At 46.7% G+C, this 20,974-nt stretch carries 16 protein-coding genes and 1 riboswitch; of the genes, 11 read left to right on the top strand and 5 right to left on the bottom strand.

Annotation, left to right across the window (positions count from 1 at the left end; genetic code table 11):
• Nucleotides 1-130: 130 nt before the first annotated feature.
• The 3 genes from leuO to TSUB_RS01730 all read right to left on the bottom strand — a co-directional run bounded on the left by leuO (nt 131) and on the right by TSUB_RS01730 (nt 3,279).
• Nucleotides 131-1,084 carry a transcriptional regulator LeuO gene (gene leuO / locus TSUB_RS01740; RefSeq protein WP_087018058.1) on the bottom strand — a complete coding sequence of 318 codons (954 nt, stop codon included), beginning with the start codon at nt 1,082-1,084 and terminating at the stop codon, nt 131-133.
• Nucleotides 1,085-1,657: 573 nt separating this feature from the next.
• Nucleotides 1,658-2,773: an MJ1255/VC2487 family glycosyltransferase gene (locus tag TSUB_RS01735; RefSeq protein ID WP_087025297.1), complete on the bottom strand. Its 1,116-nt coding sequence runs from the start codon at nt 2,771-2,773 to the stop codon at nt 1,658-1,660.
• The gene (locus TSUB_RS01730; RefSeq protein WP_087025331.1) at nt 2,770-3,279 is read right to left on the bottom strand and encodes a phosphatase PAP2 family protein; all 510 of its coding nucleotides are present in this window, start codon (nt 3,277-3,279) and stop codon (nt 2,770-2,772) included. The genes TSUB_RS01735 and TSUB_RS01730 overlap by 4 nt, the downstream gene beginning before the upstream one ends.
• 599 nt (nt 3,280-3,878) lie before the next feature.
• On the opposite strand from TSUB_RS01730, the gene TSUB_RS01725 reads away from it, so the two are divergent.
• The 5 genes from TSUB_RS01725 to leuD all read left to right on the top strand — a co-directional run bounded on the left by TSUB_RS01725 (nt 3,879) and on the right by leuD (nt 10,384).
• On the top strand, nt 3,879-5,048 hold the full coding sequence (locus TSUB_RS01725) for a cation:proton antiporter (RefSeq protein ID WP_087025300.1): 1,170 nt from the start codon (nt 3,879-3,881) through the stop codon (nt 5,046-5,048).
• A 585-nt stretch (nt 5,049-5,633) separates the two neighbouring features.
• A complete protein-coding gene (gene leuA / locus TSUB_RS01720; protein WP_087025303.1) occupies nt 5,634-7,190 on the top strand; it encodes a 2-isopropylmalate synthase in 1,557 nt (518 codons plus the stop codon).
• Nucleotides 7,191-7,192: 2 nt separating this feature from the next.
• Nucleotides 7,193-8,278: a 3-isopropylmalate dehydrogenase gene (gene leuB / locus TSUB_RS01715; protein WP_087025306.1), complete on the top strand. Its 1,086-nt coding sequence runs from the start codon at nt 7,193-7,195 to the stop codon at nt 8,276-8,278.
• Between the two features lie 90 nt (nt 8,279-8,368).
• A complete protein-coding gene (leuC, locus tag TSUB_RS01710; protein WP_087025309.1) occupies nt 8,369-9,769 on the top strand; it encodes a 3-isopropylmalate dehydratase large subunit in 1,401 nt (466 codons plus the stop codon).
• Nucleotides 9,770-9,781: 12 nt separating this feature from the next.
• Complete coding sequence (leuD, locus tag TSUB_RS01705; RefSeq protein WP_087025312.1) at nt 9,782-10,384, top strand: 3-isopropylmalate dehydratase small subunit; 603 nt, start codon at nt 9,782-9,784, stop codon at nt 10,382-10,384.
• Between the two features lie 77 nt (nt 10,385-10,461).
• On the opposite strand, the gene TSUB_RS01700 is transcribed toward leuD, so the two are convergent.
• A complete protein-coding gene (locus TSUB_RS01700; protein ID WP_087025315.1) occupies nt 10,462-11,235 on the bottom strand; it encodes a DUF547 domain-containing protein in 774 nt (257 codons plus the stop codon).
• 154 nt (nt 11,236-11,389) lie between these two features.
• Nucleotides 11,390-11,517: riboswitch (TPP riboswitch) on the top strand.
• A 35-nt stretch (nt 11,518-11,552) separates the two neighbouring features.
• Between TSUB_RS01700 and thiB the strand changes: the two genes are divergently transcribed.
• Genes thiB through thiQ form a run of 3 tightly spaced genes read left to right on the top strand, consistent with a single transcriptional unit; the run spans nt 11,553 to nt 14,856 of the window.
• A complete protein-coding gene (thiB, locus tag TSUB_RS01695; protein WP_087025318.1) occupies nt 11,553-12,539 on the top strand; it encodes a thiamine ABC transporter substrate binding subunit in 987 nt (328 codons plus the stop codon).
• 42 nt (nt 12,540-12,581) lie between these two features.
• Nucleotides 12,582-14,165, top strand: a complete 1,584-nt coding sequence (gene thiP, locus TSUB_RS01690) for a thiamine/thiamine pyrophosphate ABC transporter permease (RefSeq protein WP_087025320.1) — start codon at nt 12,582-12,584, stop codon at nt 14,163-14,165.
• Nucleotides 14,143-14,856 (top strand): thiamine ABC transporter ATP-binding protein, encoded by a 714-nt coding sequence (gene thiQ / locus TSUB_RS01685; RefSeq protein WP_087025323.1) that lies wholly within the window; start codon nt 14,143-14,145, stop codon nt 14,854-14,856. Before thiP ends, thiQ begins: the two co-directional genes overlap by 23 nt.
• A gap of 9 nt (nt 14,857-14,865) precedes the next feature.
• On the opposite strand, the gene TSUB_RS01680 is transcribed toward thiQ, so the two are convergent.
• Nucleotides 14,866-16,242: a PhoH family protein gene (locus TSUB_RS01680; RefSeq protein ID WP_087025326.1), complete on the bottom strand. Its 1,377-nt coding sequence runs from the start codon at nt 16,240-16,242 to the stop codon at nt 14,866-14,868.
• A gap of 397 nt (nt 16,243-16,639) precedes the next feature.
• Between TSUB_RS01680 and rapA the strand changes: the two genes are divergently transcribed.
• The 3 genes from rapA to TSUB_RS01665 all read left to right on the top strand — a co-directional run bounded on the left by rapA (nt 16,640) and on the right by TSUB_RS01665 (nt 20,904).
• Nucleotides 16,640-19,558: an RNA polymerase-associated protein RapA gene (gene rapA / locus TSUB_RS01675; RefSeq protein WP_087025329.1), complete on the top strand. Its 2,919-nt coding sequence runs from the start codon at nt 16,640-16,642 to the stop codon at nt 19,556-19,558.
• A gap of 276 nt (nt 19,559-19,834) precedes the next feature.
• Nucleotides 19,835-20,131, top strand: coding sequence for a hypothetical protein (locus tag TSUB_RS01670; RefSeq protein WP_087024611.1), 297 nt, complete (start codon nt 19,835-19,837; stop codon nt 20,129-20,131).
• Between the two features lie 11 nt (nt 20,132-20,142).
• The gene (locus TSUB_RS01665; RefSeq protein ID WP_087024614.1) at nt 20,143-20,904 is read left to right on the top strand and encodes a hypothetical protein; all 762 of its coding nucleotides are present in this window, start codon (nt 20,143-20,145) and stop codon (nt 20,902-20,904) included.
• The last annotated feature ends 70 nt before the right edge of the window (nt 20,905-20,974 follow it).

The raw sequence follows: 20,974 nt of genomic DNA, 5'->3' as shown, positions 1-20,974 counted from the left end.
TACAGGCTTTAAACCCCAATGTAATCTTCAGGCTACATTTGTAAGCAGATATAAAAAAACAGCGTACTCTCGTACGCTGTTTTTAAAGTATTCACTTTAATTTTGAATGTTGTGCTCTTAGCTATAGCGCTTAGTAGCTACTATCACCACAGATCATCATCAGCATGTCGCGCATCCAGATATGACCTTTGTCTTTCTGAGAAGACTCATGCCAGCTCAAATAACCACTAATCGCAGCGTTATCAAATGGCAATGGTAAAATGTTCAGATCCAAGTTCTCTGCAACAGAGCTTGCTAGCCAACGAGGTGCAACGGCAATCAAATCAGATTGTCCCACCACGTACATAATGTTGCTCAAACTCGCGCCTTGGTATGACTCATTAAAGTTTTGGCCTTGGTAGACCTTGTCAGCAAAACCTTTCACACCCGGAATGCTCTTCAGCATTGCGTGTTTTTCTTCCGCAAATTGCGCAGCGGTAATGCTGTCTTTTAAGCGTGGGTGGTTGTTCGATGCAACCACGACCAGCTCATCACTAAATAACTCAGTAGAGCAAAAACCAGCTTCATCAAAACGAATGTAGTCAATGACGAAGTCGATATCTTGGTAGCGCATTTTTGTCGCTAGCTCAGAGTCCATTTCAGCTTCTAGTTGAACACGCAGGTTAGGTGCATGATCAGCGACTTTACCTAATATCGCAGGACCAAAACGCATATCTGAAGGACTACAAATAGCAATTTTGAAAGTACGATTTGAGGTTTCTGGAGAAAAGACAGAAGACGGCAGTTCATTTTTCACTAACTGGAGCGCTTGGCGAATCGGGCCAAATAGCTGTTTAGCGCGCTGTGTAGGTTGAATTCCGCGGCCATGACGCATGAACAATTCATCATTAAACATCACTTTCAAACGCGTCACAGCATTACTCACTGCTGGCTGCGACATACCTAAATTGTGTGCTGCACGGGTGATGTTTTGTTCTTGCATTACTGCATCAAAAACCGTTAGCAGATTTAAATCCACACTGCGTAGGGTTGACTCCATTTGATAGCCTTCTCTCGGAAGTACAGAAGATCCTCTACGTGTCATAATCTTGCCTCTTAAAAAATAATAACAATGACTAAACAGGGCGACTCCATCGCCTGATACTCAAAAATATCGTTGTAACTTACCGAAATAAGATTGACGTTCTTAATATGCTCATTCCGACAACACACTATTTGTAATCCAACAAATTGATGAAACCAATATCAGTATTGAACGGAAAATGTTAGCGGATATAACTAATTACATATTAGCGATATTAATATTTTAAAAACATCATCTTAGCACGACATAAAACAATCTAAATAGAACGAAAATTAATCTAAAATTATATAAATCAACGCCGAAACATTCAGTATTGTAATTATTAGGGTGGTTTATCAGTGCAAATAATTGTTCTGATAGATATATCAATGAGATAAGATGAGTGATGATTTGGTAGGCAGATCACATCGAAATGAATGCAATCAAAACCTAGACAATGCTTGATGAGTCATGTTTCATGAAATGAGTGAATAACAAATAAGAATTGATCTCGCCAAGATATTAAAACCCACACCTAAAAGATAAATATAAGTGTGGATTTTTCAGCTTCTTATGGATTATTTAAACACTCAGTTATAAAGATGTTAGCGACGCCCTCTTTTTCAAGCGCGTTTTAGGGGTATCGAACTCACTGACAAGGTCTTCTACAGCCTCAGGATATTCAACGGCTGACCATAAGTTATCCCAAAGGAGACTGTAGTCGTCCCAATCACCTTTTAACACCCAATCCACAATGTGGTTTGCGACATTTGGAAATCGCACTGCACCAACACTTGGTTGGTCGAGCCATGTCCTTAAGGCGTTGAGGTTAAGTGTGTTCATCACTTTTGCCAGTCCCATCATCTCCAGTGTCATCACGTTGGACTCTTGCTCAAATTGACCTTGAAGTGGTTTTAAGAGTAGTTTTTTACCGATCCCTATCGCTTCGGAAGGTAGCTCAAATCCCCCGTTGGCAATCACCCCAGAACAGCTTAACAATGCACGGTGAAAGCCGTCTCTTGATAACGGGTGGCAATGCACATTCTGTTTTTCTTCAAACTCTGTATGTAATGGATGATAAAAATCAAAAGTCTGTTCGGAAAAGTGCGACAGGAGCGTGATGACTTCATCGGGCGATTCAAAAGGTAAATAGACTAACACTCGACCATTGTCACTCACCTTGTCCATCGCCATTGCGGGAATTATCGGAGGCAGTATTGGCTGCTCAAAATGATACCAATGCAAGCCAAGTTGTTGTTGAGTTGGTGCAAAATAATGAATGATGCCCTTATCCAGTACATTTTGCCCTTGAATCGGTACTTGATGCAGAAAGGAACACTGATGACTAACGCCGACAGAGGGCACTTTTTGACGTTTAGCTGCCCATGCAGAAACAGGTTCAAAATCATTCAACACCAGATCATAGCCACTAAGATCGAGTTGTTGTACTTCCCTAGCCACAGCAAATAAGTTGTTACTTAGCGCCGTTTTAACATGGTTGATATGGCCGTTCTCTGTAATGAAAGTGAATCCTCGACGCACTTGATAATCGCCGAAAACCTCCATATCAAAATATTGGTCAGCAGGGCGACCACTGAAGAGAAAATCGACCTCGACACCAACACCTCGTTCCCTGAAAGCTCGCGCCATCTCACGTGCACGAGATGTATGGCCATTCCCGGTACCTTGCACACCAAACAGTATCTTCATAGCATCTCCGTTGCGAACTGAAACGCTGACAAGCCAAGTACGATCCCAGCAATAATGTCAGAAAAATAATGGACACCTAACATGACGCGAGACAGCCCCACTAAGCTCGCCCACACCCAGACATACGGTGCAAACGATGGGTAGAAGTAACTTACTAATGCTGCCATGATAAATGCGGCCGCAGTGTGACCCGAAGGCAAGCTGTAGCGATCAGAAGGTTTTATAAAGGAAGGCAGTTCTGTAGGACGGTCGCGCTTTACACTGTTCTTCAGCAAAAAGTAGATAGGCAGTTCAATAGCAAAGGCCATCAAGCCAAGTGATAAGAACTCAGCGCCTTTTTGTTGATCAAACATGACAACGAGCAACGCGATCACGACATACAGGTGACCATCCCCGGTGCGTGAGATTGCTCGGCTAATTTTTGCTGTCACCAAATTAAACCGATGACATAAACAAAGGGTCGAAAACGCGTAGTCAAAGCGTTGTATTGGCGCCAGGATCATCATCTCCATATCTCCCGCTCAGTTCCATTTGGAAAGCGTAGGAAAGGGATATGACAGCGAGGTGACGTTACGCAGTACAATTTATGAACGCGAACTCACAATCACTCACACTTATTGAACCAACAATGATCCAGCGCACACTAATGAGCCTGTTTGATAACACCAAGATACTGATAAGAAGCGAAAGTGCGGGATTAATGTATTTACAGTGATAATTTCATTCATGCAAGCAATGGCGGGCACAAAAAAAGGTGTTCTCTCACCTATTCATCTTGCATGCCACGTTAATTCCGACTACTATGCTCGGCAATATCGAACTATCATCCCGCCAAACCTAGAAATTAAAGACGCAACCCCCACCTTCATTAACATTTCGTTTCATTTACTCTTGCTATGAAATACTTTCATTTCAGCATTTACTTCTCGCAATCTATTGTGCGGATTTATTAAGTTTCGCCATAACTGTTTTCGTTAGTATGAGTTGGTATTCTCAGGATGAATCTTCAAATAATCATTCTCAGAAAATTGGATTAAGCCCGATTCTGGTCGCTTATTTAGAGTGCATTGCTTTATGTCACTCATCTGATTCATAAAGGTTGCCAATGAAAAAAGTTATGCTGTATTCAGCACTACTCATGTTGGGATTAGTGTGTTCACAAATATTCCCAATGCTATTTGCTGGGTATACTTCACTCCAACCCCTTATCATGATGCTCACCATGATTGCCCTCTCATACATCATGATAAATGTTGGTCGTGAGTTCGAACTCGATAAGTCAAATCTAAAACAGTATGGCTGGGATTATGTCGTCGCGATGACCACTGCGACATTCCCTTGGATTGCTGTCGTGCTGTACTTCGTCTTTGTGGTAATGCCGCCAGAACTATGGAGCAATCTTGATGCATGGAAAGAGTCGTTAGTCATAGGGCGATTTGCGGCACCCACGTCAGCTGGTGTGCTTTTCTCTATGCTTGCCGCTGCTGGTCTAGGGGCAACGTGGATGTTCAAGAAAGCCCGAGTACTAGCCATCTTCGATGACCTAGATACCGTACTGCTGATGATTCCGCTCAGCATTGTCATTGTCGGTTGGAACCCTGCTCTTGGCGTGGCTCTCATCCTGATGTTTGGCATGCTCTTACTGGCCTACAAATACCTGCACGCATGGGATCTTCCCGCGAGTGCGAAGCACATTATGATCTACTCAACGATCATCGCAGTTGCATGCAAAGCCTTTTATATAATGACTGGTGCACACTTTGAGGTATTGCTTCCGGCGTTCGTATTAGGCTGCATGTTAAAATCTCAGCATGAAACTGCGCTAGATCAACGTTTCTCGACCGTTCTTGCGGCAATATTTATGGTGTTGGTAGGCTTAAGTCTACCGCAGATTTTCGGAGCAACAGGATCACCAGAAGTGACAGAGAGCGTCACAGGATCCCTCCCCCCAATGCCTATGGGAGAAGTGTTGTTCCACGTGATGATAATCACGATTATTTCAAACGTCGGCAAAATGTTCCCGCTATGTTGTTACCGCAACGTAGCGACAGTAAAAGAGCGTTTAGCCCTGTGTATTGGCATGTGGCCACGCGGTGAAGTAGGCGCCGGCGTTTTGATGATCAGCATCGGCTACGGGTTTGGCGGACCTATCGTGACAATTGGGATGCTGTCACTGGCTCTAAACCTCATTCTGACTGGCTGGTTTATTACTCTTGCTCGCAACCTAATTGTGAGTAGTGCTGAGGAGGTACAAAATGAAAAAGTTAGAGCTTAAATTGCTTGCTGGTTTAATGGCTATTTTTCTAGTCTCAATGCTGGTAAGCCGCTAACTCAAGGCCTTGGTTTCGACCATAGAGAAAAAGCACGCAATGAAAGCGTGCTTTTTTGCATGAACATTCTTTCACTTAACACCCTCCAACATTTAGTAAACACCTTCAAGCACCTTAATAGCACAACAAACTACACATCAAGCTAAATCGCAGAACTAAACACCAACAAAGAAAATAAAAAACCACTAAAATCGCATAACTAAAAAACACCCCTCAAGAACCACCATCAAGCACAACCTAGAAAAGAAAAACAAAATCAGATACTTAAAATATTATTTCGGTTAATTCACCCACAAAGCTTGACGTTGCGCACAGTAATTTGATATTCATTGTTATCAGAATTTAATGTTTATTGGTTTTTTATGAAAAACACGCGTCTACTCCTCAGCCTCCTCCTTATCGCGAACTATCGCGCGGGATGCTAGTGGACGAAATATAAACCACATCAAACAGCAAAAACCCGCGCCAAAGCGCGGGTTTTTTGTATGACTCGCAGGCGCATTACTAACGTCAGCCAAAAGGAAAGAGCAATGAGCGATCAAGTTATCATTTTCGACACCACACTTCGCGATGGTGAGCAGGCGCTATCAGCCAGTTTAACCGTGAAAGAAAAACTGCAGATCGCTTATGCTCTTGAACGCTTGGGAGTAGACGTGATTGAGGCGGGCTTCCCTGTTTCATCACCGGGTGATTTCGAATCAGTTCAGACTATTGCCAAACATATTAAGAACAGCCGAGTTTGTGCCCTATCGCGTGCAGTCGCCAAAGATATTGATGTTGCCGGTGAGTCGTTGAAAGTCGCCGAAGCGTTTCGCATCCACACTTTTATCTCTACCTCAACGATCCATGTGCAAGATAAACTTCGCCGCAGCTACGACGATGTGATTCAAATGGGTGTTGACGCAGTCAAACGCGCACGTCGATACACAGACGATGTCGAGTTCTCCTGTGAAGACGCAGGTCGTACACCTATCGACAATTTATGCCGCATGGTAGAAGCCGCCATCAATGCTGGCGCGACAACCGTCAATATTCCAGACACAGTGGGATACACCATTCCTAGCGAATTCGGCGGCATTATTTCCCAGCTTTTCAACCGTGTCCCTAATATCGATAAAGCCGTTATCTCCGTTCACTGTCATGATGACTTGGGCATGTCAGTTGCAAACTCAATCGCCGCTGTACAAGCGGGTGCACGCCAAATTGAAGGCACCATTAACGGTATAGGTGAACGTGCGGGTAACTGCGCACTAGAAGAGATCGCCATGATCATCAAAACACGCCAACAGTTCTTAGGCGTAAACACTGGCATCAATCACGAAGAAATTCACCGCACCAGCAAGCTAGTCAGTCAACTATGCAACATGCCAATTCAAGACAATAAAGCCATTGTCGGTGGTAACGCATTTAGCCACTCATCAGGCATCCACCAAGATGGCATGCTAAAGAATAAGAACACTTATGAGATCATGACGCCTGAGTCGATAGGCTTAAAACAGCAAGCGTTGAATCTTACCTCGCGCTCGGGCCGTGCGGCCGTGAAGAGTCATATGGATTCGATGGGTTATAAAGAAGAAGAGTACAACCTAGACGCCCTGTATGCCGACTTCTTGAAGCTAGCCGATCGCAAGGGACAAGTTTTTGATTACGACCTTGAATCACTGATGCACTTCTCAAATCTTCGTGAAGAAGATGATTTTTATAAATTGAACTACCTAAGTGTGCAATCGGGTAGCGTCATGGCCACCACCAGTATCAAAATTCAATGTGGTGATGAAGAAAAATGTGAGGCGGCAGTCGGTAACGGTCCAGTGGATGCGTTATACCAGTGTATCTACCGCGTAACTGGCTACGATATTGTACTAGATAAGTTTGACCTAACCGCAAAAGGTGAGGGTGAAGACGGCCTTGGACAAGCCGACATTATTGCAAACTACAAAGGTAGAAAGTACCACGGAACCGGTGTCTCTACCGATATTGTTGAGGCATCAGGCCAAGCGCTATTGCACGTCATCAACAGCATTCACCGTGCAGATCGTATCGCCGCAATTAAAGAACAAACCAAAATTAAATCGGAGACAGTTTAACCATGGCAGGGAAATACAACATCGCAGTACTACCGGGTGACGGCATTGGCCCAGAAGTAATGGCGCAAGCCCACAAAGTATTAGATGCAGTGGCCGAAAAATTTGACATCACGTTTGACAAGCATGAGTTTGATGTCGGTGGTATTGCAATCGACAACCATGGCTCTCCACTTCCAGACGCAACCTTAAAAGGTTGTGAAGCAGCCGATGCCGTTCTGTTTGGCTCAGTCGGTGGCCCCAAATGGGAGCACCTACCACCGAACGAGCAGCCTGAGCGTGGCGCTTTGCTGCCATTGCGGAAACATTTCCAACTCTTTTGTAACCTGCGCCCTGCGCAAATCCACGCAGGATTAGAAAACTTCTCGCCACTACGAGCAGATATCTCAGCCAATGGCTTCGATATTGTCGTAGTGCGTGAACTGACAGGCGGTATCTACTTTGGGCAACCCAAAGGGCGTGAAGGTGAAGGCGCAAATGAAAAAGCGTTTGATACCGAAGTGTATCACCGCTTTGAAATTGAACGTATCGCACGTATCGCTTTTGAGTCTGCGCGTTTACGTAGTAAGAAAGTGTGTTCTATCGATAAAGCAAACGTACTTCAAAGCTCTATCTTGTGGCGTGAAGTCGTCGAAGAGATCGCAAAAGACTACACTGATGTCGAACTCACTCATATGTACATCGATAACGCGACCATGCAGTTGATCAAAGATCCTGCCCAATTCGACGTCATGCTGTGTTCAAACATCTTCGGTGACATCCTATCCGATGAATGCGCTATGATCACTGGCTCTATGGGCATGCTACCCTCGGCGAGCTTGAATGAAAGTAAGTTTGGTCTTTACGAGCCAGCGGGCGGAAGTGCACCTGATATCGCGGGTAAAAACATCGCTAACCCAGTAGCGCAAATTCTTTCTGCTGCACTCATGTTGCGTTATAGCCTTGGTGAAGAAGAGGCCGCGCGTGCAATTGAGGCCGCGGTATCGCAGGCACTAGAAGCAGGCGAACTCACCGTAGATCTTGCAAAACAGGGCCAAGCATTAACCACCAGCGAAATGGGCGACAAGATTGCCGCTTACATCCGCGGATAACAGCAGCGACCTGCACCAACAAGCGTTGCTAGGCAACTTTGACCCGGCAACGTGAGTTTGAAAAGGCAAACAGACAAGGATAATTGAGCAATGTCAGCAAAAACCTTATACGAAAAAATTTATGACGCCCATGTCGCCGTGGCTGCTGAAGGTGAAAACCCTATTCTTTACATTGATCGCCACTTAGTTCACGAAGTCACCTCACCACAAGCATTTGATGGTTTGCGTGAAAAGGGACGCCCAGTGCGTCAAGTCAGCAAAACCTTTGCGACCATGGATCACAACGTCTCCACCACCACCAAAGACATCAATGCGTCAGGTGAAATGGCCCGTATCCAAATGGAAACGCTGGCTAAAAACTGTGAAGAGTTTGGCGTCACTCTGTACGATCTAAACCACCCCTACCAAGGTATTGTTCACGTCATGGGGCCAGAATTGGGTATTACCCTACCCGGCACAACCATTGTTTGTGGTGATTCTCACACCGCAACCCATGGTGCTTTCGGGGCACTGGCTTTTGGTATCGGTACGTCTGAAGTTGAACATGTACTTGCCACGCAAACCCTGAAGCAGCCTCGCGCGAAAACCATGAAAATTGAGGTAAAAGGCAAAGTTGCAGAAGGCATTACCGCGAAAGACATTGTGCTAGCCATTATTGGCAAAACCACCGCTGCAGGCGGAACAGGTTACGTGGTTGAATTCTGTGGTGAAGCGATTACTGACCTGACCATGGAAGGCCGAATGACGGTATGTAACATGGCAATTGAGTTAGGTGCCAAGGCGGGCTTAATCGCGCCAGACCAAACAACGTTCGACTATTTAAAAGGACGTAAGTTTTCACCAACCGGTCAAGACTGGGATGAGGCCGTAGAGTATTGGGGCTCACTAAAAACAGACAACGATGCAGAGTTTGATGCCGTTGTTACCTTGAATGGTGCCGATATTCGTCCACAAGTGACTTGGGGGACCAACCCGGGCCAAGTCATTGCGGTCGATGAAGCGATCCCAGCGCCAGATTCCTTTGCAGATCCCATTGAGCGTGCATCCGCTGAAAAAGCCCTTGCGTATATGGGCTTAGAGGCTGGCAAAAAACTGTCTGATTTTGAGATTGATAAAGTCTTTATTGGCTCTTGTACTAACTCGCGTATCGAAGATATGCGTGCGGCAGCAGCGATTGCCAAAGGTCGTAAAGTTGCGGCAAATGTTCAAGCGCTTGTCGTACCCGGCTCTGAACAAGTGAAGGCACAGGCCGAAAAAGAAGGCTTAGATAAAATCTTCCTTGAGGCGGGTTTTGAATGGCGTCTACCTGGCTGCTCTATGTGTCTAGCCATGAACAATGACCGCCTAGGCCCCGGTGAGCGCTGTGCATCAACCAGTAACCGTAACTTTGAAGGTCGCCAGGGCCGAGATGGTCGTACTCACTTAGTGAGTCCTGCAATGGCAGCGGCAGCGGCTGTTGCTGGTCACTTTATCGATATTCGTGAAATCTAAGGAGAGACAAGTATGTCAGGTTTTCAACAACACACAGGTCTAGCCGTACCATTGGATGCTGCGAATGTGGATACCGATGCCATCATTCCAAAACAGTTTCTACAAAAAGTAACTCGAGTAGGATTTGGTAAACACCTTTTCCATGACTGGCGCTTCCTTGATGATGCCGGAGAGCAAGCCAACCCTGAGTTTGTCATGAATGCCCCACGTTATGCTGGTGCCAGTATCTTGCTAGCTCGTGAAAACTTCGGCTGTGGTTCGTCACGAGAACATGCGCCATGGGCACTCGCTGACTACGGTATTCGCGTGATGATTGCACCAAGCTTCGCGGATATCTTCTATGGCAACTCTATCAACAACCAGATGGTACCCGTTCGCCTCAAAGATGCGGAAGTTGATGCACTGTTTCAGTACGTCGAAACCAATGAAGGCGCAGAGATCACCGTTGATTTAGAAGCGATGGAAGTACGAGCCAATGGCGAAGTCTACACCTTTGAGATCGATGAGTTTCGTCGCCACTGCTTACTGAATGGGTTAGACAACATTGGTCTGACACTGCAGCATGAAGAGAAAATAGCCGCCTATGAGGAGAAGATCCCCGCGTTTTTGCGATAATCGTCGTCTTACATCACGTAAAGCACAGGGAGCCGACTGGCTCCCTTTGCTATTTTTCAGCCTTTACGAAGATAGGCTCAAGGCTTACGCTGGTTAAGATCCCAGTCATACTCATAGTCAATGCGATGATCGCCAAGCAAGCTATCTCGACGATAGTGATTCACATGCGCTTTAACGCTCGGCTTAAAATCCACGCCATACCAGTCGTAGATCGAGCTTAACACCGCGCGATCACCGTTGATCAACACACCTTTATCACTATTGATAAAACGCCTTGCTGCTTCCTCTAGCAGTGTCTCTGTGTTTTGGGCCGTATAAGCATGTGGCAACAGATCAGGACAACCTAAGCTCGCGCAATTAACCGCATAGTGAATGCGAGGCTCTTGCCATATAGGGCGAAGGATTCTGTGTTCAATGTCGTTGAGCGTTAATGCTTCCCCCGCAATCACCACAAGCTCATCATCCCAAGGGCCAAACTGAAAGAAGCCTCCCAGTTTCGTTATCGAAGCGAGGGGATAGTTATCAATGATCAACTGTACCGTCAGAGCGTTATAGAGATTGACCCAATAAGCAAACTGCTCTTCACGGCTAAAACCTCGCGGGTCAATTGCAGTCAGCGTGGAGAGATACTGCTGAATGTCAGTTTGGCCACTGGCTTTGTATTTCCCATAATCAAAGTAGCTTTGCGATTGTTCAACGGAGACATACCGACTCAACACCTGCTGCCATCGATCATGTGAAATAGTGGCGTTTCCAGATTGGGAAGCGTCCCACATCGGCCACAAATCCGACTTGGGCGCTGCCCAAAGCGGCAACGTCACACACCACAGTAACCACCACCACTTTCTCATTGCTCACTCCTCACGCTATCATTTGTTCACGCTATACTGAGACCCGGTGATACCAAAAAGCTTTCACCACACCGACACAGATACAAATGGCGTCAATGAATTCAATACATTCACCGCACTATCGTTACAAACAGATGAAGAGTCGTTACAATAGCTTGTTCTCATGGGGAGCCAAGATACATGCGCAACAAGCATTGCAGGCTGAGAGAGTAATTGCTATTACGATACCCAATGAACCTGATCCAGTTTAAGCTGGCGTAGGGATTGAGACTCGCTGCTCATAACCTGTGCCGCCCGACACCTTGTTTGGAGCACCGATGAAAAAGACCGCTTTGGCCATACTGATGTGCGCAGCAACACTCCCAGCAGTAGCCGCGAATGACACATTAAACATTTATACCTACAGCTCGTTTGCCAGTGACTGGGGACCAGGCCCCGCAATCAAAACCGCCTTTGAAGCACAATGCGATTGCAATGTTAACTATGTCGCACTTGATGACGGTGTTTCTATTCTCAACCGCTTACGCCTTGAAGGCGAAAAATCCAATGCTGACATCATCCTTGGTCTGGATGACAACCTCATTGTCGAAGCAACACAAACCGGTCTCATTGCTAAACACGATGTCGATACAACCGCGCTAACACTGCCAGGCGGTTGGCAAGATAGCCACTTTGTTCCTTTTGATTATGGCTACTTCGCGTTCGTTTATAACAAAACCCAACTTGAGAATCCCCCAACAAGCCTAAAAGACCTCATTGAGCGCGACGACATTAAGATCCTGTATCAGGATCCTCGCACTTCGACACCCGGTCAAGGTCTCATGCTGTGGGTCAAACATGTTTATGGTGTGAACGCCTTTGAAGCATGGGGAAAGATTGCGAAGAAAACCGTGACCGTCACTAAAGGATGGTCTGAAGCCTACAGCATGTTCCTTGATGGTGAAGCCGATATGGTGCTCTCCTATACGACATCACCGGCCTATCACCTTATCGCAGAAGAAGACAGCAACTATGCTGCTGCACACTTCGACGAGGGCCATTATATGCAAGTAGAGGTTGCCGCCAAGCTCAAGCATGCACCGAACGCCAAACTCGCCGACGACTTTCTTCAATTTATGCTTTCAGAGGGATTCCAACAACATATCGCTACAGGCAACTGGATGTATCCCGTGATTGATGTTGATCTGCCTGCGGGCTTTGAAACACTCACTGTACCCAAGACACCGCTGAACTTTAGTGCAGAAGAGGTGAATGAGAAACGCCGCGGTTGGATTCGTGAATGGCAAACTGCCCTCATTCAATAACCGTCATGATGCTATCTCAACAATATAGCGGACAAGTACGCCATGCTTAACTCGCGATATTGGTCAACGACCCTGCCCGGCCTCCTCAGTGCCGGGCTTATTGTTTGCTTTATTTTTGGCGCACTCCTCTCTTTATGGTTAATTGCACCCACCTTTGATATCCAACAGATTTGGCAAGATCCCTACCTTCGCCACATCACCGCATTCAGCTTTATTCAAGCAACCTACTCCACCTTGCTAAGCCTAGCCATTGCTATCCCTCTGGCTGAGTCACTCTCTCATCGACGCTTTCCGGGACGTCGCTGGTTACTTCGTCTTTTCTCACTAACGCAAGTGTTGCCTGTGTTGATCGTCGTCGTTGGTTTGCTGGCGATTTACGGCAACAGTGGCTTACTCAATCGCTGGTTAGGTACCTCGTTTTCGATCTATGGCTTATCGGGCATACTGCTTGCGCATGTGTTTTTTAATGCGCCGCTTTCTGCCAAGCTACTATTAATCAGCATCGAATCTATTCCCGTTCAACAACACCAGCTCGCTGCGCACCTTGGCCTCAATCGATGGCAGCGTTTCCAGCGCTTGGCTTGGCCTCGAATCCGACAGCAAATTCCACACGTTTGCGGCTTAGTTTTTATGCTCTGCTTTACCAGTTTTGCGACTGTCATGGCATTGGGTGGAGGGCCAAAAGCGACGACAATTGAGTTGGCCATATATCAAGCGATTCGTTTTGATTTCGATTTAGGCTTGGGGGCGATGCTTGCCGTGTGGCAAATGGGGATCTGTACATTACTGGTACTTGTCATAAACCGTTTTGCGAAGCCAGTAGAAAGCGCTCCTGCCCAAGGCTTTTCACGCTATCCGCATCAGGATTCATTGCCACAACGGGGCTGGGACATCATGTGGCTGAGCATAGGCTTCTTGCTTGTGCTTCCTCCTTTCATCGCCGTTGTTAGCGCAGGCATTAACACCCGCACCTTTGACGTTTTGTTAAGCCCACAACTGTGGCAAGCCACCTTGCACTCACTACATATCGCCCTGTTTGCCAGCCTGATTGCGATCGCTTTAGGTATCACCCTCTTAAATACCAGTCGCCACTGGCGGCTAGCAAATAAACGCCGTGCTGCCGATAGTTTGGAACTGGCCGGAAGCTTAATTTTGGTCACGCCAGGGTTGGTCATTAGCACGGGGCTATTTTTAATGGTTCGTCACTTCAGTCGCGTCTACGATCATGCCCTGTGGCTTGTCATCACCGTGAATGCGCTAATGGCAATGCCGTTTGTCCTAAAAGCCCTATCGCAACCGCTACTTCACTGTGCTCAGCAGTTCAATCCACTCTGTGAAAGCTTAGGAATGCGCGGGGTTCAACGTTGGCGACGCGTCGAGTGGCCTTTGCTCGCGCCAACATTCGTCCATGCTTTTGCGCTTGCTTTTGTGCTGTCACTTGGTGATCTTACGGCTATCGCCTTGTTTGGTAGCCAAGACTTCCAAACCTTGCCCCTCTATCTTTTTCAATTGATGGGCAGCTATCAGCTTGAAGCGGCTGCCGTGGTTGCGCTCGTACTCCTTGTGCTCAGCCTCAGTCTTTTTGCTCTCGCGGAGAAATGTCTTGTTAAACGTCAATCAACTTAGTTACACCTATCTGCACGAAGATAAAAGTCAATCACTGACGTTTGATTTCGCATTACAAAACGGTGAAGTCTTGGCCGTGCTTGGCGCAAGCGGCGCAGGAAAAAGTACACTACTGGCGCTACTGGCTGGTTTTCTGACACCAGAGTCTGGTGAGGCCAGCTTGAATAAGCAGACATTTACCGATCAAGCCCCGCATAAAAGGCCGCTTTCCATGCTTTTTCAATCACATAACCTGTTTCCGCATTTGAGTGTGAAAGAGAACATTGGGCTGGGTATTCATCCGGGACTAAAGCTCACTACGATGCAGTGGCAACAAGTCGATGAGGCTTGTGAGAATGTTGGCTTACATCAGTTGCAAGAAAGATTACCGACCACACTGTCCGGTGGCCAGCAGCAGCGCGTGGCTTTAGCGAGGGCGTTAGTCCGTCAGCGCCCACTGCTGCTGCTAGATGAGCCATTTTCTGCCCTCGACCCCGCGTTACGTAAAGAGATGCTCATTGTCGTTAAACAAATCGCTCAACAGCAAAATACGACGGTGATCATGGTCACCCACAGTCCAGAGGATGCCCACGCTATCGCTGACAAAGTGGCCTTTATCGATAGTGGTCACATCCTTGCGTTTGACTCGGCGGCGACCGTCATCGGCCACCCCACCCATGAATCAGTTAAGCGTTATCTAGGCACACATTGACATGACACACTATAGATTTTGTTCGGCATATTCTGCCAAACGACTGCGTACCACGCCATTGAGGTAGAGGCTGGCACTGCCTTCAAAGTCTTTAAAACGCTCAACGATATAGGTGAGCCCAGAGGTTACCGGGGTTAAGTAGGGGGAATCAATTTGCGCCAAATTACCAGAGCAAACCAGTTTGGTTCCTTCCCCACAACGGGTAATGATGGTTTTAATCTGCGATGCCGTTAAGTTTTGACACTCATCGAGTAGGACAAAGGCATTTTGAATCGACCGGCCTCGCATGAAGTTGATCGATTTAAACTGCAAGTTTGCCTTCTCATAGATGTACTTCATCGAACCTTCTGTACAGACATCATTCTTATGCAAGGCTTCCATTGTGTCGGTGACGGCGGCAAGCCAAGGCATCATCTTCTCTTCTTCTGTGCCCGGCAAGAAGCCAATTGACTCCGCAATATCCGGCGTGTTTCGCGTCACGATGATCTTGTCATACATCCCTTTTTCAATCACTTGCTCTAAGGCCGTGGCCATCGCCAAAATGGTTTTACCACAGCCGGCAGGCCCTGTAAGAATCACGAGATCAATACTTGGATCCATCAAGGCATCCATCGCCATTGCTTGGTCAATGTTCTTAGGGTGTACATCCCACGCCGTGCGACTCATCAGGCGTTCACGGCTAATGTCTTTAATCTCGACCGTCTCCTCATTGACCGCCTTCACCCGCGCAGCAAATTCTGTTCCCTCGTCGAGTAGATATTGATTAATGAATGGGTTCTCGAAATAGTGTTTAGGTAAAGTATGAATCGTACTTCGTCCACGGTTTTCACTGTGGCATTCATCAATTTTTTCCCAAAACAGGCCGTCGTGCTCGACATAGCCTTTCGTCAAAAAGCGAATGTCTTCAATTAACTGGTCGGTACGATAGTCTTCAACAAAGCGTACGCCAGCTCCTTTCGCTCGCAACCGCATATTGATGTCTTTCGTCACCAGTACTACCTGTCGCGGTGTACGTTTGTTTTGCAAGTACAGCGTGGCATTTAAGATACGGTTGTCACCGTGCTTATCGGCAAAGGCTTGAACAGTCTCCTTAATTTCGTAGTCTGCCAGAATGGCGATTGTCCCTTTACTTTCTTCTTGCGTACCCAGTGGAATCCCTTCAGAGATTTGATCTGGGGTCGCATCGTGGAACAGGTCCTCTAACGCACGAATCGCGACGCGTGCATCGCGGGAGACATCACGTTTGCTGTCTTTAATGCGGTCGAGTTCTTCGAGGACAGTCATGGGAATGACAACATCATGTTCTTGGAATGAGTATATGGCTAGGGGTTCGTGCAGCAGGATATTCGTATCGAGAACAAAAATCTTCCGATCAGTGTCGCCCATAGGCACCTCCTTGGTGGTGTTAGGCAAAGTTGCACCACTAACTAAAGCGTAAGCCATATTGAGTGAGCAATTGATAAAAATGTCACATTTGAGACGCACCTTGGCAAATCGATGGCCTCCTCTCGCCTCTTCCATAAAAACAAGCTAAATTGACAAGAATGTGACAATCAAAACCCCTTCATCACCGGATGTGCAGACTGTTTGAAAACTATGCAGATTCCCGCAACAAAAACGTGTAAATCACCGTGACGTCAATCACATCATGCAGTACCATTAGCCCCCTTTTGTTTGGACTGAGCGACTACACTTATCTGTCAGCGCTCGCTGATATAGGCAGCGTCGTTCATTCTCCCCGTTTCACAGCAATAAATAGATATAAGAAGAAGGTGTGCTCTTTATGCCATTTACTCTGGGACAACGTTGGATCAGTGATACCGAGCACGAACTCGGCTTAGGTACCGTCGTCGCCGTCGATGCTAGAACCGTGACACTGATGTTTCCTGCCAGCGAAGAGAACCGCGTCTATTCGCGCAATGACGCGCCAGTAACACGCGTGATGTTCAATGTGGGTGATGTTGTCGACAGCCATGAAGGCTGGTCTCTCAAGGTAGAAGAGGTGGTCGAAGATAAGGGCGTATTTACCTATCTTGGCACACGCACCGATACGGAAGAACCGGGTGTGGCGCTGCGCGAAATTATGCTCAGCCATCAAATTCGTTTCAATAAGCCACAAGATAAACTGTTTGCGGGTCAAATCGATCGTATGGATCGTTTTGCCTTGCGTTTCCGCGCGCTTAAGAATCAATATCAGCAGCATCGCAGTCCACTACGTGGCCTCTGTGGTATGCGCGCAGGGTTGATACCTCACCAGCTTTACATTGCGCGTGAAGTCGGACGCCGATATGCCCCTCGTGTATTACTGGCCGATGAAGTTGGCCTTGGTAAAACCATTGAAGCGGGTATGATCATCCACCAGCAAGTCCTCTCAGGCCGAGCTGAACGCGTATTGATTGTTGTGCCAGAAACGCTGCAGCATCAGTGGCTGGTGGAAATGATGCGCCGTTTTAACCTGCACTTTTCTATCTTTGATGAAGAACGCTGTGTCGAAGCCTTCGCTGATGCCCATAACCCTTTCGACACTGCACAGTATGTCCTTTGCTCGCTCGATTTCTTGCGTAAGAGCCGTCGACGCTTTGAACAAGTTGTCGAGGCGGATTGGGATCTGTTAGTGGTTGACGAGGCGCATCATCTTGAATGGAGCGAAGAGAAGCCAAGTCGCCAATATCAAGTTGTCGAAGCACTCGCTGAAAAAACGCCAGGGGTATTATTGCTAACTGCAACCCCTGAACAGCTTGGCCGCGAGAGCCACTTTGCTCGATTACGCTTACTCGACCCTGACCGTTTCTTTGAATTTGAGACTTTCATTGAAGAAGAGCGCCAATACGCGCCTGTCGCTGATGCTGTTGCAAGCCTGCTTTCTGGTAATAAGCTCAGCAACGAAGAGAAAAACGCGATTGGTGAGCTACTGTCAGAGCAGGATGTTGAACCACTGCTGCGCATCATTGAAGCCAGTGATGTCGCTGAAGAGCAGCGTGCGGCAACTCGCCAAGAGCTTGTTGAGCATTTGATGGATCGCCACGGCACAGGCCGAGTCTTGTTCCGAAATACCCGTGGTGGCGTTAAAGGCTTCCCTAACCGGCACCTTAACCTCTACCCTTTGACCATTCCAAGCCAATATCAGACGGCAATGAAAGTCGCTGGCATGATGGGGGGAGCGACTGGCGCAGAAGAGAAAGCACTGCAAATGCTCTACCCAGAAGACATCTATCAGCAGTTTGAAGGGGATAGTGCAACGTGGTGGAACTTCGACCCACGCGTCGATTGGTTGATCAGCCACTTGCAAGCCAACCGTCAAGAAAAAGTGCTAGTGATCTGTGCTCGTGCTCAAACGGCATTGACTCTCGAACAAGCGTTACGTGAGCGTGAAGGTATCCGTGCCACTGTGTTCCACGAAGGCATGTCAATCATCGAGCGAGACAAAGCCGCAGCTTACTTCGCCGATGAAGAGGGCGGCGCACAAGTCCTACTGTGTAGCGAGATCGGTTCAGAAGGTCGCAACTTCCAGTTTTCGAATCAGCTGGTCATGTTTGACTTACCGATGAATCCGGATCTTCTCGAGCAGCGCATCGGTCGTCTTGACCGTATTGGTCAGCGCCGTGATATCGAAATTCACGTCCCTCACCTTGAAAATACATCACAAGCAACATTAGTGCGCTGGTACAACGAAGGTTTGAATGCCTTTGAAGAGACGTGCCCAACAGGACGCTCTGTCTTTGATGCAATTCAAGGTGAACTCATTGAGTTACTCGGTAAGGGTGGCAACGATCTCGATGCCTTGGAAAGCATGATTGAGCGCAGCGCTGAAATGCATAATCACTTAAAGGCGAAACTCGACCAAGGGCGGGATCGCCTACTCGAGATGCACTCTAACGGTGGTGATGACGCACAAGCGTTAGCCAAAGAGATTGAAGCACTGGATGGGGACACCGATCTTGTCACTTTTGCATTGGGTCTGTTCGATACCATCGGGCTTAACCAAGATGACCGAGGCGACAACGCCATGGTCGTCACCCCTTCCGAGCATATGATGGTGCCAAGTTACCCTGGTCTTCCTTACGAAGGCTGTACCATCACCTTCGATCGCGACACAGCACTGTCACGTGAGGACATGCATTTCGTCAGTTGGGAGCATCCCATGATTCAGGGCGGCATCGACCTGCTACTAAGCGAAGGTGTCGGTACGACCGCTGTCTCGCTGCTCAAGAACAAAGCACTACCCGCAGGTACTCTATTACTGGAACTCATCTATACCATTGAGGCGCAAGCACCAAAGCAGTCAGGCATCGGTCGCTTCTTACCCCAAAAACCAGTGCGCATTTTACTGGATGGCAAAGGCGGTAATCTCTCTGCCAATGTGGAGTTTGAAGGTTTCAACCGTCAGCTCAGCCCAGTCAACCGTCATCTCGGCAGCAAACTGGTGAACTCTGTTCAGAAAGAGATCCATAGTCTCATTACCGTTGGCGATAAAGCGATTGAAGCAGAATTAGCGCAGGCTAAAGAGGAATCAATCCAAGAGATGAAACAGTCGCTTGGAGAAGAGCTCGATCGCTTACAAGCATTGAAAGCGGTCAACCCGAACATTCGCGATGATGAGTTAGAACAACTCGAAGAGCAGATGAAAGCGCTAACTGGTTATATTAATAGTGCACAAGTCCAACTTGATTCATTACGATTAATTGTCGTAAGCCATAATTAATAATTCCAAATATGGGGTGTGGATATGTATATCCACACCTTAATCCCTTTCCGCGCATCAAAAGATAACTGCCAAAAATAAAACAACCAATAAACAAAAATTAAATTAATATTCCGCCTTCAAAACAATCATCTTAACCAGAGCGTCACTTTAGATTTTGCAGCTATATATTTACTTACAGTTCACTTAGACTTACCTCGCAATAATTTCACCTTTCTTAACATGAGCATTAATTAGTCGATATTATAGACTCTCACCTAAAATAGGGAGATAACAATGCTAAGAAAAATAGTATCCCTGCTGTCTATTACGATGATTTTAGCTGCTTGTAATAGCTCAGGATCGGGGGATATTAACTCAGAAATTGACACCCCAGATAACACTCTCATATCAGGCACACCCGACTCAGAAGAAATTAAGTCTGTCATGGAATCCGGTACTGTCAATCATGACACGACAATATTAGTGCCCGAGTCAGATTCAGGTGAAAAGGTATTTACCCTTTCTGCTGATATGAATTCAAAAGGAACTCTGACTGTCTCTGAGAGCACATTAACAATTAAGTCATTATAAAAGGACGCATAATGAATAAACTTGCTTTGATACCACTGCTAATCTCTAGCGCAGCGCTAGCAGAGGGCACCGCCATTTTAAATGTTGAGGGTGAAATCCAGATTAATGGTCAAACTGTTATCAACTCAGAAGGACAGGTTATTTCGTCTGACACCCTTAATATTGTGGACTATCTCGCCGCTTCGGGCTCGAAAAAAGTCACATTAACCGCTTCAACGAGTCAGGGTGAAAAGCAGCTTGTTACCCACTGGAAAGATGGACAATGGAAAGAGGAAATTACAACACTAGATGGCGAAATAGAATTCGCGATTAACGTTTTATCAGTAGAAGGAGATACTGTTACTCAAGAAGTAACGTGGGGAAACTGCACACAAACTCGCACTATTGAGACACTAAATTTCTCAGGCTACACAGATGTTCGCCTTGATCAAACCACGACTCGATATACTGAATATATCATGACTGAACTCACTAATAGTTGTGGTGAAGTCTATGCAACACCACTGCACAATGATGAATTATTTAAAGTCACCCCAATTGCAAAAACCAGCTATCAATATGATGGTGGCAGCTTGGACAACTGTATTTTTGTTCTCCAAGAGAACATCAACTTTGGAGATGAATTTTCTAATCCATCTCAAAAATCGTATCGGACATACTGCGAAGGTGTCGGAATGGTCGAGCTTCGATTATCTCAACCCTACGATTTCGACTCAGAATTCTTAAATACGAGTTATGAGCGTGTTACCTACAAACTGACATCGGTAGAATAGTGGCGTTGTCATAGTATTGATGCTGGCATGGTATTGTCAGCATCTCTTACGAACAAAGCACCTCACCTTG

Origin of the sequence: Thaumasiovibrio subtropicus (genome assembly GCF_019703835.1) — a bacterium.
Lineage (GTDB): Bacteria > Pseudomonadota > Gammaproteobacteria > Enterobacterales > Vibrionaceae > Thaumasiovibrio > Thaumasiovibrio subtropicus.
The sequence above is the reverse complement of the archived record's forward strand: the minus strand, read 5'-3'. Positions and strand labels throughout refer to the sequence as shown.